Source organism: Stenotrophomonas sp. STEN225, from assembly GCF_056756445.1.
In genome coordinates this window covers 98,308-112,768 of sequence record NZ_JBRRBV010000001.1, presented here as the reverse complement: position 1 = coordinate 112,768, position 14,461 = coordinate 98,308, and the positions used below count along the sequence as shown (strand labels likewise).

10 protein-coding genes are annotated in these 14,461 nt (G+C 66.4%); 5 read left to right on the top strand and 5 right to left on the bottom strand.

Annotated features, from left to right (window positions below; all coding sequences use genetic code 11):
• The first annotated feature begins 176 nt into the window (after positions 1 to 176).
• The 5 genes from ACVOJ1_RS00515 (at position 177) to ACVOJ1_RS00495 (ending at position 9,695) form a co-directional block, all read left to right on the top strand.
• Positions 177 to 3,038 (top strand): TonB-dependent receptor plug domain-containing protein, encoded by a 2,862-nt coding sequence (locus ACVOJ1_RS00515; protein ID WP_346479886.1) that lies wholly within the window; start codon positions 177 to 179, stop codon positions 3,036 to 3,038.
• Between the two features lie 194 nt (positions 3,039 to 3,232).
• Positions 3,233 to 5,335: a M13 family metallopeptidase gene (locus tag ACVOJ1_RS00510; protein WP_180876129.1), complete on the top strand. Its 2,103-nt coding sequence runs from the start codon at positions 3,233 to 3,235 to the stop codon at positions 5,333 to 5,335.
• Between the two features lie 166 nt (positions 5,336 to 5,501).
• A complete protein-coding gene (locus ACVOJ1_RS00505) occupies positions 5,502 to 7,508 on the top strand; it encodes a M13 family metallopeptidase (protein WP_346479885.1) in 2,007 nt (668 codons plus the stop codon).
• 121 nt (positions 7,509 to 7,629) lie between these two features.
• Entirely contained in the window at positions 7,630 to 8,112 is a 483-nt protein-coding gene (locus tag ACVOJ1_RS00500) for a VOC family protein (RefSeq protein ID WP_053516822.1), read from the top strand.
• Complete coding sequence (locus tag ACVOJ1_RS00495; RefSeq protein ID WP_346479884.1) at positions 8,109 to 9,695, top strand: phytoene desaturase family protein; 1,587 nt, start codon at positions 8,109 to 8,111, stop codon at positions 9,693 to 9,695. Before ACVOJ1_RS00500 ends, ACVOJ1_RS00495 begins: the two co-directional genes overlap by 4 nt.
• A gap of 49 nt (positions 9,696 to 9,744) precedes the next feature.
• Here the strand turns inward: ACVOJ1_RS00495 and ACVOJ1_RS00490 are convergent, their stop codons facing one another.
• The 5 genes from ACVOJ1_RS00490 to ACVOJ1_RS00470 form a co-directional block, all read right to left on the bottom strand.
• Positions 9,745 to 10,419, bottom strand: coding sequence for a rhomboid family intramembrane serine protease (locus ACVOJ1_RS00490; RefSeq protein WP_053516819.1), 675 nt, complete (start codon positions 10,417 to 10,419; stop codon positions 9,745 to 9,747).
• A gap of 93 nt (positions 10,420 to 10,512) precedes the next feature.
• Entirely contained in the window at positions 10,513 to 10,941 is a 429-nt protein-coding gene (locus tag ACVOJ1_RS00485) for an MGMT family protein (RefSeq protein ID WP_229765798.1), read from the bottom strand.
• Complete coding sequence (locus ACVOJ1_RS00480) at positions 10,848 to 11,768, bottom strand: DMT family transporter (protein WP_065181839.1); 921 nt, start codon at positions 11,766 to 11,768, stop codon at positions 10,848 to 10,850. Before ACVOJ1_RS00480 ends, ACVOJ1_RS00485 begins: the two co-directional genes overlap by 94 nt.
• Before the next feature lie 84 nt (positions 11,769 to 11,852).
• Positions 11,853 to 13,211, bottom strand: coding sequence for a glutathione-disulfide reductase (gene gorA / locus ACVOJ1_RS00475; protein WP_065181838.1), 1,359 nt, complete (start codon positions 13,209 to 13,211; stop codon positions 11,853 to 11,855).
• Positions 13,208 to 14,458: an NAD(P)/FAD-dependent oxidoreductase gene (locus ACVOJ1_RS00470; RefSeq protein WP_263175210.1), complete on the bottom strand. Its 1,251-nt coding sequence runs from the start codon at positions 14,456 to 14,458 to the stop codon at positions 13,208 to 13,210. The genes gorA and ACVOJ1_RS00470 overlap by 4 nt, the downstream gene beginning before the upstream one ends.
• Positions 14,459 to 14,461: the final 3 nt, after the last annotated feature.

The window sequence follows — 14,461 nt, the reverse complement described above, 5'->3', positions numbered from 1 at the left end:
GCTGGCCCGTTCATGGACCCCGCTGGCTTGAACCCGGCGGGGTTTTTTCATGCGCCGTTCACTGAATTTCCCCTTAGCAACAACGGGTTACAGCAATTCTCCATTCATGTTGCATTTACTTTACGCGGCACATACACTCCATTAACCGAAGCATAACAAGTGGGGATCACATCGAAATGCGCAACGCCAACCGCCACATCAAGCCAAGCCGCGTCCCGCTCACTCTTGCTGTGCTGGCCTGCCTGCAGGCCGCACCGGCCCTGGCCCAGGAGACCACCCAGCAGGAAGCCGCGGCGTCAAGCACTTCCTCCCACAACCAGCGCGCCACCGACCTTGACAAGATCACCGTCACCGGATCGCTGATCCGTCGTGCGGATTACGAAACGTCGTCGCCGGTGTTCACCATCGACACCGAGCACAACGCTGCCCAAGGCCAGGTGTCGGTGGGCGAGTTCCTGCAGAAGTCCGCTATCGGTGCTGCTGAAACCCAGATCACCCACCAGTTCGGTGGCTTCGTCGTTGACGGTGGTACCGGCGTGCAGACGTTCTCGCTGCGCGGCCTGGGTGCCAACCGCACCCTGGTGCTGCTGGACGGCCAGCGTCCGGGCCCGGCCGGTACCCGCGGCGCGGTCGGCGCATTCGACCTGAACGTCATTCCCACCGCCATCCTGCAGCGTGCGGAAATCGTGAAGGACGGTTCCTCGTCCATCTACGGTTCCGACGCCGTGGCCGGCGTGGTCAACCTGATCACCAAGAAGAATTTCGAGCGCCCGGAGCTGACGGTCACCGGCCGTATCCCGACCGAAGGTGGCGGTGAAGTCTTCCAGGGCTCGCTTGCCAATGGCTGGAACTTCGAGAAGGGCAGCATCGTCGCTGCCGTCGAATGGTACCGCCACAACGAGCTGACCCGCGGCGACCGCGACTTCCTGAACTGCGGCAATGATCTGATCAAGGACGCCAACGGCAACCGCATCGACCGGCAGGATCATTCGATCACCGCCGGGACCAAGCTTGCGAACTGCAACAACCTGCTCATCAACGTCATCGATGAGTACGACTCGCCGATCCGTTACATTCCCTCGCCGGACGGCAGCACCGTGGGTCCGTTCCCGGGCTATCGCCCGCGCGCCAACCGCACCTACGCCAACGGCAGCCCGGTCGCCTACTACGAAGAACCGTTGAACTTCGATGCATGGGGTCAGGCTCACATCATCAACCGCCAGGAGCGCAAGTCGGCCTACTTCGCTTCGGACTTCGGTTTTGATGGGTTCAACTGGAAGACCCAGTTCCTCTACAACAACCGCAAGACCAACAACTTCCAGTGGCGCCAGTTCTTCCCGACTGTCGAGGCCCCGGGCACCACCAATGGCTACGCCCAGCCCGTCCTGCCGTTCAAGTCGTCCTCGCAGACCGAGGTCGACTACTACTACCTGGCGAACAAGTTCGATGGCCTGTTCACCGGCAGCTGGGGCTGGGAAGTCAATGCCAATGCCAGCCGCTCCAGCGGCAAGTACAGCTCGCTGGGCATCCGTAACTCGATCACCGGCGACCTGACCAATCCGAACGCTGGCGAAACGCCGGCAGCGAACTACTTCGACCCGGGCTACCTGAGCGGCGCCAAGGTTGACGAACTGGTCGACATCCTGGGCATCACCGCCACCGGCAAGACCACCTATGACACGGTGACGGTCAATGCGATCTTCTCCGGTGAACTGTTCGACCTTCCCGCAGGTGCGCTGGGTGCTGCGTTCGGCCTGGAGTACCGCTACTACTCCATCGAAGATACGCCGGACGCCAATTACAAGGATCTCTGGGGTGCCTCGACGGCCGACGTGACCAAGGGTAACGACAAGGTGAAGGAAGCCTTCGTCGAGTTCGACATCCCGCTGATCAAGGGCGTCACCGGTATCGAATCGCTCACCGCCAACGCTTCGGGCCGCATCTTCAAGTACGACTCGGTCAGCGGCAGCGACAAGGTCTGGAAGGCGGGCCTGAACTGGCAGATCATCCCGTCGCTGCGTCTGCGCGGTACCGTCGGTACCTCCTATCGTGCACCGGGCCTGTACGAGCTGTACCTGGGCAACCAGACCGGCTTCCAGTCCCAGACCGCGATCGATCCCTGCATCCGCTGGGAAGAGAGCGACAACACCAACATCCGTGCCAACTGCGGTGCCGCCGGCATCCCGGGCGATTACATCGGCGCAGGCTCCAGTGCCACCGTGTTCACCAGCGGCGGCGCCGGCAACCTGGTTCCGGAAACCTCCCGCGCCAAGAGCGCCGGTATCGTGTTCACTCCGTCGTTCGCTGACCTGAGCGTGGCGATCGACTACTTCGACTACGATATCCGCGGCCAGATCACCTCGCTGGGCGCACTGGACATCACCACCGGCTGCTACGGCTCGAACACCTTCCCGAACCGTTACTGCGACCTGCTGGAGCGCAACCCGACCACCGGCCCGGACGCGAATTCGATCCGCAACATCTACGCCCAGTACCTGAACATCAACCAGCAGCGTACCCGCGGCTGGGACATGACCCTGAACTGGGAACATGAGTTCGGCTTCGGCAAGTTCGCCCTGGATTCGCAGGTCACCTACACCGTGGAAGACGTGGCACAGCTGTTCGACAGCGCCGAGGCCAGCGGCCTGGCCTCCTCGGATCAGCTTGGCCTGATCGGCCGTCCGGACCTGGTTGCCAACCTGGGCCTGACCCTGACCCGCGGCGACTGGGAATACAACTGGCTGACCCAGTACATCGGCAAGACCGAGAACACCAACCTCAACTCGCGCTTCACCTACCAGGGCCGTCCGGACTCGTACCGCGACCTGGTCGCCGACGCTCGCGTGTATCACACCGCTTCGTTGAGCTACAAGCAGGCCGACTGGGAAATCCTGGTGGGCGTGGCCAACGTGTTCAACACCAAGCCGGCACTGATCTCCACCGGCGCCGGCACCCGCTACGGCAACACCGCTGCCTTTGCCACCCAGTACGACCTGTACGGCCGCACCCCGTTCGTGCGTTTGAAGTACAAGTTCTGATAGGGCCGTAGTCCGCAGCACCCCGACAGACCCGGCTTTTGCCGGGTCTGTCTTTTGCAGGGCCCGATGCAGGCCCTTGCACCCGCCCATGACCTTCGACACCCTTGCGGGGTAGGCTGGCGGCGTATCGTTCGGCCCACGGCCGTCCCCGCGGCTCTTCCCTGACTCACTCGGCCTGGAGGCCAAACATAGTGATCACGCGTACTCCCAAGATCGTGCTGCTCAGCCTGGCCGTGTCGGCCGTGCTGGCCGGCTGTGGCAAGAACGAAACCCCGGCCAAGGAGGCCGCTGCGCCTGCCCCGGCCGCCGCCGAAGCCACCACCTACACCCTGGATGAGAGCAAGCTGCCGGCCTATAACGCCTTCCAGCCCAGCGATCTGGACACCAACCTGGACGCCTGCACCGCATTCGGCGACTACGTCAACAGCAAGTGGCTGGCCGCCAACGAGATTCCCGGCGACCGCACCAGCTGGGGCGCGTTCACCATCCTCGACGAGCGTTCGGTGGCAGTGCAGCACCAGCTGGCCGAGCAGGTCGCGCAGGTCAAGAACCCGAGCCACATCGAGAAGATCGTCGGCGACCTGTGGGCCACCGGCATGGATGAGGCCAAGATCAACGCCCAGGGCATCGAGCCGCTGAAGGCCGACCTGGCCGCCATCGACGGCCTGCAGGACAAGGCCGCCATCGCCGACTACCTGCGCACCAGCGCAGCCAAGGGCGAGAACGTGCTGTTCGGCTTCGGCGCCGAGGCCGACTTCAAGAACTCGACCATGAACCTGGCCTACGCCAGCCAGGGCGGCCTGGGCCTGCCTGACAGCACGTACTACACCGACGCCAAGAACGCCGACAAGCTCAAGGCCTACCAGGCGCACGTCGCCAAGGTGCTGGAACTGTCCGGCGTCCCGGCAGCCGACGCCGCCAAGCAGGCTGAGGACGTGGTCAAGTTCGAGACCCGCCTGGCCAAGGCGTCCAAGTCGCGCGTCGAACTGTCGCGCAATGTGGAGCTGTACTACAACCCGGTCACCCTGGCTGACGCCGACAAGCTGACACCGAACTTCAGCTGGACCGAGTTCTTCAAGTCGCAGGGCGTTGCTGCGCCGGAGAAGTTCTCGCTGGCGATGCCGGCCTTCCATGAGGAAGTGAGCAAGGCGCTGGGCGACACCGACCCGTCGGTCTGGCGCGCCTACCTGCGCTTCCACACCGTCGATGGCGCCTCGCCGTACCTGGCCGATGCCTTCGTCCAGGAGAACTACGCGTTCTACGGCAAGACCCTCAACGGCCAGAAGGAACAGAAGCCGCGTTGGAAGCGCGTGCTGGGCACCATCGAGAACGATGCCGGCGAAGCGTTCGGCCAGCTGTACGTGAAGGTTGCCTTCTCGCCGGAAGCCAAGGCGAAGATGGAAGAACTGGTGAAGAACCTGGCTGCCTCGCTGAAGGAACGCATCCAGGGCCTGAGCTGGATGAGCGAGGAAACCAAGGCCAAGGCCATCGCGAAGTGGGAAACCTTCACTCCGAAGATCGGCTACCCGGACAAGTGGCGTGACTGGTCGGGCCTGCAGACCCAGCGCGACAGCTACCTGGCCAACGTGCGTGCGGCCAACGAGTTCAACTACAAGTTCAACCTGTCCAAGATCGGCAAGCCGGTGGACAAGACCGAGTGGGGCATGACCCCGCAGACGGTCAACGCCTACTACAACCCGCTGCAGAACGAGATCGTGTTCCCGGCCGCCATCCTGCAGCCGCCGTTCTTCGATCCGAAGGCAGACGATGCGCTGAACTACGGTGGCATCGGTGCGGTGATCGGCCATGAGATGACCCATGGCTACGACGATCAGGGCGCGCGCTTCGGGCCGACCGGCAACATGGAAGACTGGTGGACGCCGGCCGACAAGAAGAACTTCGAAGGCCTGACCGGCAAGCTGGTCAAGCAGTTCGACCAGTACAAGGTTGACGGCCAGGCCGTGAACGGCCACCTGACCCTGGGCGAGAACATCGCCGACCTGGGTGGCCTGGCCACGGCCTACGATGCGCTGCAGAAGGCCTCGGCCGGCAAGGAAGATCCGAAGGTCGACGGCTTCACCCGCGATCAGCGCTTCTTCTTCAACTGGGCCACCGTGTGGCGTACCAAGTACACCCCGGAAAACGCCAAGGTCCGCCTGGCCACCGATCCGCACGCCCCGGCGCAGTTCCGCGCGATGGGCGCGCCCTCGAACCTGCCGACCTTCGCGGCCGCGTTCCAGTGCAAGGCCGGTGCACCGATGGCGCGCAGCGGCGAGCAGCAGGTGGTGATCTGGTAAGCCACGGCTGACGCCAAGGCAGACCTGCAAGGGCCCGGGATCTCCCGGGCCCTTGTTTTTGCGCGACCCGCCACGGCCGCCAGGCATACCGTGATACGTGCATGCTGCGCCCATGCGCGGCTTGCTATAGTGCGCCCGCCCTCAATCCATCATGGATTCGTTCTACATGCCCAATTTCCGTCCGCTTGCCATCGCCCTGGGCATCAGCCTGGCGACCCTGGTCCCGAGCCATGATGCGTTCGCCGCAAAGAAAAAGGCCGCCCGCGCCCCGGCCGTCAGTGCCCAGTGCAGCGACTTCTACGGCGCCACCAACGCTGGCTGGCTGAAGGCCAACCCGGTACCGCAGACAGGAGCCACCACCGCGCTGGGCCAGCTGGTCGAGCGCAGCAGGCAGCAACAGCGCGAACTGCTCGATGCGGCCATGACGTCGCCGCAGGGCAACGTGCAGAAGCTGCTGGGCGACTTCTGGGCCAGCGGCCTGGACGAGGCGGCGGTGGAAGCCGATGGCTCCAATCCGATCGCGCCGCTGCTGACACGCATCAATGCGATCAAGAAATCCAAGGATGTGCCGGCGTCGATCGCTGCACTCCATCAGGTCGGCATCCCGGTCGCCTTCAACTTCGGTCCGGACGTCGACCTGAAGGCACTGGACCGTCATATCGGCTACTTCATGCAGGGCGGCATGGGCCTGCCGGATCCGGCGTTCTATACCCGCACCGATGCCGATACCGTGGCGCTGATGGGCCGCTACCGCACCTACGTCAAGCAGATCCTGGCGCTGACCGGTACGCCGGCAGCCAAGCTCGATGCGGAGTCGCAGGCGGTGATCGCGCTGGAAACCGAGCTGGCGCGCAATGCACAGTCGCTGGCCGGCATCAACAACCCGTTCAACAACTACGCGCCGATCTCCACCAAGGAACTCAACAGCCGCTACCGCAACCTGCAGCTGGAGGCGTTCCTGAAAGTACAGGGTGTGAACGACGATCTGGTATCGCTGGCCGACCCGGGCCTGTTCCAGCAGCTGGATGGCATGGTCACCAAGCTCAAGCCGGACCAGTGGAAGGCCTACCTGCGCTGGCGCGTGGGCGACTCGATGGCGCCGTACCTGTCCAAAGCCTACCGGGACGCCGAGTTTGAGTTCCGCGGCCGCGTACTGCGCGGGCAGACGCTGCCGCCGCAGCGCTGGGAAGCGGTGCTCGATGCCATCAATGTGGCGGCCGGTCCGATGGTCGGCCGCGAGTACGCTGCCCGCCATCTCTCGGCCGAAGACCGCCGGCAGGCGGCATGGATCGTCGACAAGGTCCGCGAGGTGCAGATCGAGGCCGTCAGGAACAGCACGTGGATGAGTGCCGAAGCCAAGGCTGAAGCACAGGCCAAGCTGGCGGCGCTGAAGATCGAGATCGGCACCCCGCTGCGCGACCTCGACTACACCGTGCAGCCGATGGGCCGCGGCTCGTTCGGTGGCAACATGCTGATCGCCTCGACCTGGCGCCATCGCGAGGAGATGAAGCGCATCGGCAAGGGCAATGCCGACCGTCGCTGGGACGTGCTGCCGCAACAGCCGTCGCTGGCCTATGACCTGGCGCAGAACCGCCTGATCGTCACCGCGGCCATACTGCAGGGCCCGGTGTTCAACGCCAAGGCCGACAGCGCCGACAAGTTCGGCAGCTTCGGCGGCCTGGTCGGCCACGAGCTGACCCGTGCCATCGATGCCAAGGGCGCGATGGTTGATGCCAAGGGCGAACTGCGCAGCTGGTGGACGCCGGCCGACAAGACGGCCTGGACCCTGCTCGGCAGCCGTGTGGCCGCCCAGTACGGCGCCTATGAGTTCCCGGGCGTGAAGGGCGCCAAGGTCAATGGCACGTTGACCCAGGAAGAGAACCTGGCCGACATCGCCGGCCTGGAACTGGCCTGGGCGGCCTACACCGCACAGGAGCCGAAGGCCAAGCCGGCCCAGCAGCAGGGCTTCTTCCGTGCGTGGGCCGCGTTGTGGGCGCAGCAGCTGTCGCCCAACGAAGCCGCACGCCGCCTGACCGCCGACATCCGCGCGCCGGGCATGTGGCGCACCAACGGCACGCTGGCCAACCTCCCGGCGTTCGGCGCCACCTTCAGCTGCAAGGCCGGCCAGCCGATGCAGCGCAGCGATGCCGAGCAGATCAAGGTCTGGCGCTGAGCCAGCCGGCCGTGACACGAAGGGCGCCCTCGGGCGCCCTTTTTTTTGCGCATGCAGCACGATCCGCCATTAACACGCGGCATGCTATCGCTGCGCCTTCGTCCTGCAGCGGAACCCGACCATGGCCCACAAGAACACGATCTGCATCTGGTACGACAGCGAAGCACTCGAGGCCGCCACGTTCTACGCCGGGATCCTGCCCGACAGCGCGGTAACGGCCGTGCATCACGCACCGGGTGACTATCCGGACGGCAAGGAGGGCAACGTGCTGACGGTCGAGTTCACCGTCTGCGGCATTCCCTGCGTCGGGCTCAACGGCGGCACCGCGTTCAGGCACAGCGAAGCGTTCTCGTTCCAGATCCAGACCGAGGACCAGGCCGAGACCGACCGCCTGTGGAACGCGATCGTCGGCAACGGCGGGCAGGAGAGCCAGTGCGGCTGGTGCAAGGACCGCTGGGGCATCTCATGGCAGATCAGTCCGCGCATGCTGATCGAAGCGGTGACCAGCCCGGACAAGGCCTTGGCCAAGCGCGCCTTCAACGCGATGATGCCGATGAAGAAGATCGACATCGCCACCATCGAAGCGGCGATCCGCACCGCATGACCGCGTGGGATGCGGTCATCGTCGGCGGCGGCCACAATGGCCTGGTCTGCGCGGCCTATCTTGCCCGTGCCGGCAGGAAAGTACTGGTGCTCGAACGCCGTGGCGTGCTCGGCGGCGCAGCGGTCACCGAGGAATTCCATCCGGGCTTCCGCAACTCGGTCGCCTCGTACACCGTCTCGCTGCTGCAGCCTAAGGTGATCGACGAGCTGCAGCTGCACGCGCATGGCCTGCGCGTCGTCGCCCGCCCGGCCAACAATTTCCTGCCGTTGCCTGACGGCCGCTATCTGCTGTCGGCACCCGGCCGTACCCAGGCCGAGGTGGCGAAGTTCTCCGAACGGGATGCGCAGCGCCTGCCAGCCTATGAGGCGAGGCTGGAGGTCTTCGCCGACGTGCTGCGCGCTTGGGCCCTGCGCGCGCCGCCGGACCTCGGCGTCGCAGGCGGCTGGCGCGCATTGCCGGCACTGTGGCGGATGGGCCGGCTCGGCCGGGAACTGGCGGCACTGTCCCCTGCCCTGCGCCAGGAGCTGCTTGATCTGTTCACCCTGTCGGCCGCCGACTATCTGGACCGCTGGTTTGAAAGCGAGCCGATCAAGGCCCTGTTCGGATTCGATGGCATCGTCGGCAACTACGCCAGTCCGTACACGCCCGGCAGTGCCTACGTCCTGCTGCACCACGTGTTCGGCCAATGCAACGGGGTGAAGGGTGCCTGGGGCCATGCAATCGGTGGCATGGGCGCGATCAGCCAGGCCATCGCTGCATCGGCGCGCGCGGCCGGCGCAGAACTGCGCGTGGATGCCGGCGTGAAGCGGCTGCTGGTCGAGCACGGACGCGCGGTGGGCGTTGAGCTGGCCGGCGGGGACGTACTGCGCGCGCGCGTGGTGGTGGCCAACGTCAATCCAAAACTGCTCTACGAGCAGTTGCTGGACCCGGAGCAGGTGCCCGCGGCGACGCGCGAACGCATGGCGCAGTGGCGCTGCGGTTCGGGCACCTTCCGGATGAACGTGGCGCTGTCGCGGCTGCCGGACTTCCACGCCCTGCCCGGCGCCGGTGAGCACCTCAGTGCCGGCATCATCATGGCGCCCAGCCTCGACTACATGGACCGCGCGTGGCTGGATGCGCGGCGCGACGGCTGGTCGCGCGAGCCGATCGTGGAGATGCTGATTCCCAGCACCCTCGACGATTCGCTGGCGCCACCGGGCCAGCACGTCGCCAGCCTGTTCTGCCAGCATGTGGCACCGGTCCTGCCCGGGGGTAGGCATTGGGACACGCATCGCGATACCGTCGCCGACCTGATGATCGCCACCGTCGATCGGTATGCGCCCGGCTTCGCCGACAGCGTGCTCGGTCGGCAAGTGCTGTCACCGCTGGATCTGGAGCGGACGTTCGGCCTGGTGGGCGGCGACATCTTCCACGGTGCGCTCAGTCCCAACCAGCTGTTCTCGGCGCGGCCGATGATCGGCCAGGCCGGCTACCGCGGTGCCCTGCCCGGGCTTTACCTGTGTGGTTCAGGCACGCATCCCGGCGGCGGCGTGACCGGCGCGCCGGGCCACAATGCCGCGCAGGTGATCCTGCAGGATCTGTAGGGGTGTGCCAACCACGGTTGGCACCTGCTGCATCAAATGACCCTGCGGATCATTTGACGCTGCGCAGATGATTCGGACGGTTCGGCGGGCCGGGGGGACGGCGCTTGTTGAACGGTGGCTGGCCGCGCCAGTAGCGGATCAGCAGCCAGCCGAACAACATGCCACCCAGGTGCGCGAAGTGCGCCACGCCCGGCTGCCAGCCGGTCATGCCCAGCACCAGTTCACCGACACCGAACAGGATCACGAACGTGCGCGCCTTCATCGGAATCGGTGGGAACAGCAGCATCACCCGCTGGTTCGGGAACAACATGCCGTACGCCAGCAGCAGGCCGAACACACCACCGGACGCGCCCAGCACCGTGGCCGGATTCTCCAGCAGCGTCCCCACCAGCAGCTGGCAGACGCCGGCGCCGGCCACGCATACCAGGTAGTAGAGCAGGAAGCGCTTCTCGCCCCAGGTCTGTTCCAGCGGCGCACCGAACATGAAAACGGCCAGCATGTTGAAGAACAGGTGGCCGAAGCTGCCGTGCAGGAAGCCGTAGGTCAGCAGCTGCCACGGCTGGAAGTTGCCACCCGGGGAGAACGCATCGAAGCCCTGCTGCAGCGGCTGCAGCATGAACGGCTCGAAGGTCTGGTTGCCGAGCAGGAACGGCTGCTGCAACAGGAACAGGATCGCGTTGGCGATCAGCAGGGCCTTGGTGACGGTTGGCAGTCGCGGGAACATGGGGACACCGGCATGGAACGGTCTCCATCATAGCCGCACCGTCGTGTCGTGTCGGCGACTGCCGCGTGCGGCCCGTTCAGACCCCGGTCGCGCTCAGCCCGGTCCCCACACGGCGGCATCCAGCGCCGCCGCCGGGTCGGACGCCGGCATCCGCACCCGGCCGTTCTCCACCACCACGCCTTCCGCGCGCAGCCGCTGCGACTGTTCCCGCCAGCCCGCCGACCCCTCCGCCATGGCGATGCGCCCGTCAGAGCGCAGCACGCGGTGCCAGGGCAGTGTCGGGTCATCGTTCTGGCCGAGAATGCGTGCCGTCAGGCGTGCCCGCCCCGGCAGGCCCGCGCGCATCGCTACCTGTCCATAGCCCATCACCTGTCCCGGCGGGATCGCGTGGATCACCGCCAGGATGCGCGCGCGCGCCTGGTCCGGCGTCAGCGGCGCAGACGCGTCACCAGCAGCACGCCGAGCAGGACCAGCACGGTGCCGGCGATCTGCGCCGGCCCCATCGGTTCGTCGAGCAGCCATAGGCTCATCACGATGGTGGAAACAGGCCCCAGCATACCGACCTGCGCTGCCAGCGAGGAACCCACGCGCTGCACCGCCAGCATGATCGCCAGCACCGGCAGCACGGTGCAGACCGTGGCGTTGACCAGCGACAGCCACTGCACCGGTGCAGGTGCCTGCCACAGCAGTGGCAGCGGATGGGTGATGGCGAAATGCAGCAGCACCAGACCGCTGGCCACGCAGCTGGCATAGGCGGTCAGGCGCACCGCGCCGATCCGTGCCACCACCTGGCCGCTGCCGAACAGGTACAGCGCATAGCTGAGCGCGCTGCCCAGCACCAGCAGGCTGCCGACGATGATCTGCCCTCCCTCCCGCTGCAGATCGTGGCCGAACGCCAGCAGCACCCCCAGGTAGCTCAGCACCAGCGCGGCGACCTGCCAGCGCCCTGGCCGCTGTCGCGCCAGCAGCACGTTGATCAGCAGCACCAGCGTCGGGTTGAGGTAGAGGATCAATCGTTCCAGCGTGACGCTGATGTACTGCAGACCCTGGAAATCCAGCAGGCTGGACAGGTAGTAGCCGGTGAACCCCAGCCACAGCACGCGCGCCCGGTCTGCCCACGACAGCGGCTCGACACGGCGCGAAGCCCACACCGCCATCAGTGCGAACAGGGGCAGTGCCATCAGCATGCGCAGCGCCAGCAGCGTGGTCGCATCGACACCGTGGCGCAGGCCGAGCTTGACGATCACCGCCTTGCCGGATGCGGCAACGGCGCCGATCGCCGCCAGGCCGATTCCCCCCAGGGCGATGCGTGGGGATGCGGTGGCGATGCGCGGGGAGGAGCTTGACATGGGAACAGCGGCGGGCCGCGCAGGGCGGCCCGGGGGTGCGTGTGGACGCCCATTGTCGCATGGCCCGACGCGGCAACCGCAGCGTCAGCGCATCAGCACCACTTCCTCTGCGGAGGTCGGGTGGATCGCCACCGTGTCATCGAACTGGGCCTTGGTCGCTCCCATCTTCACCGCCACCGCGAAGCCCTGCAGGATCTCGTCCGCGGCCTCGCCCAGCAGGTGCACCCCCACCACGCGCTCTTCCGGCCCGGCGCAGACCATCTTGAACAGGCTGCGCTGGGTACCGTTGGCCAGTGCCTGCAGCATCGGCCGGAAACGGCTGTGATAGACCGTCACCTGCTTGAAGCAGGCACGCGCCTCCTCCTCACCCATGCCAACCGCCCCCAGCGGCGGATGCGAAAACACCACGCTGGCCACATTCTCATAGTCCATCTTCGACTGTGGGCGGCCACCGAACAGACGGTCCATCAGCCGACGCGATGCAGCCACCGCCACCGGGGTCAGGCCCACCTTGCCCGCGATATCCCCCACGGCATGGATGCTGGGTACCGCCGTGGTCTGCCATTCATCCACCTGCACCTGCTCGTGCTCGCCGATGTCGATGCCCAGCGCCTCCAGGCCCAGGCCCCGGCTGTTGCCACGGCGGCCGGTGGCGAAGAACACCGCGTCGAACACGCTGTCCATGGGGCCATCATGGCCGAAGGCGCGGACGCGCTCACCGTCGCGCTGCAGTTCGCGCAGGCGGTAATCAAAGTAGATGCGCACGCCCTGCTGGCGGAGGTTTTCTGCCAGCTGATCGGTCAGCTCGTAGTCGAAGCGTTCCAGCAGGCGCTTGCCGCGTACCAGCAGGCTCACCCGGCTGCCCAGCGCCTGCAGCAGCCCGGCCAGCTCCACCGCGATGTAGCCGCCGCCGATGATCGCGACCTCGGCCGGGGCCGCACGCAACTCGAAGAAGTCGTCGGATACCAGGCCCAGCTCCGCGCCGGGGATGTCCGGACGCTGCGGGTGCGCTCCGGTGGCGATCAGGATGTGGTCGGCGGTGTAGCGCACCCCGTCGCTGCAGGCCACCGTGTGCGCGTCGAGCAGGTGGCCGCGCGCCGGGATGCGGACGACGCCGGTTTCATCCAGACGCTTGTGGTAGCTGGTATGGATGTTGCTGATATAGGCCTGGCGATGGATCACCAGTTCCTTCCACGACAGTGCCGGTCGTGGCGGCACATCGAAGCCCATCGCGCTTGCCAGGCCGATACGCTCGTGCAGATCGGCGGCCAGCCACATCGCCTTCTTCGGTACGCAGCCAACATTGACGCAGGTCCCGCCCAGTTCACCGGGTTCCAGCAGCGCTACGCGCTTGCCGTACTGCGCGGCACGGATGGCGCCGGCCAGGCCGGCAGAGCCGCCGCCAAGGACGATCAGGTCGTAATCATGTGAAGCCGTGTTCATCGGAATCGCTCGGGTCGGTAAGGGGCAGGATCGATCGCTGGCGTGCGGCCACAGACGAGATCGGCGATCAGCTGGCCGGTGCCGGCACTCATGCTGATGCCGAGCATGCCATGCCCTGCCGCAAGCCAGACGTGAGGATGCGCAGGCGCGCGGCCGATCAACGGTACATCGTCCACGCTCATCGGACGCCAGCCGCACCACTGCTCCTGCAGCTGCGCGCCACGAGGCATGCGCAGGTGGCGATCAGCGGCCAGCTGCAACGTCTGCAGGCGCTGCGCACGCAGCTGCGGGTCGGCACCGGCGAATTCCATCGTGCCCCCCAGTCGCAGCGCGTCGCGCCAGGCGATCACGAACACGGAGTGATCTTTCAGCACCACCGGACGGGCCGGCACCAGCGGCGGGCGTGACCAGGTCAGCGAGTACCCCTTGCCGGGCTGGATCGGCACCCGCAGGTCGAGCAGCCGTGCCCATCGCGGCGACCACGGGCCGGTGGCCAGCACCAGTTCGCGCGCGCGCAGCGTGCGTCCGCCGGCCTGTACCCGGACCCCGTGTACGTCGCCGCTGAAACCCTGCATCTCGACCTGCTCGTCGATCTCGACGCCCTGCGCACGCAGTACCCGCGCCAGCTCCGCAGTGAAACGGTCCGGGCGCAGCTGGGCGTCGCCGGGGAAATGGATCGCACCGGCAAGCCGATCATGGAACGCCGGATTGTCGCGTGCGTAGTGGCCGCCATCGATGCAGCGGGTCGCAATGCCGTGCGCATCCAGCGCCTCGCACTGGGCGATATGCTGATCGAAGCTGCGTGCATCACCGAACACGTAATCCAGGCCGCGCGTCTCGAATTCACAGTCCAGCCCATGGGTTCCCACCCATTCGGCCAGGCGCACACGGGAATCATTCAACAGCGCAGCGCGCGCGCGCGTGGCCTGCAGCCAATGCCGCGCATTGCAGCGCGCGCTGAACTGCAGCAGCCAGCGCCACAGCGCGGGATCGAGGCGGCTGCGCACATACAGTGGCGCGCGTGGGTCGAGCATCCAGCGCAACGCACGCAGCGGCACACCCGGCGCGGCCAGGGGCGGTGCATGACTGGGCGTGACGGTGCCGCAGTTGCCGTACGACGTCGCTGCGCCCACGCGGCCACGATCGATCACCCGTACCTGCCGTCCCTGTCCGCACAACGCCAGCGCAGTCGCCAGGCCGATGGCACCGGCACCGATCACGATCACGTCATCGCGCGCCCCCTGCATCGG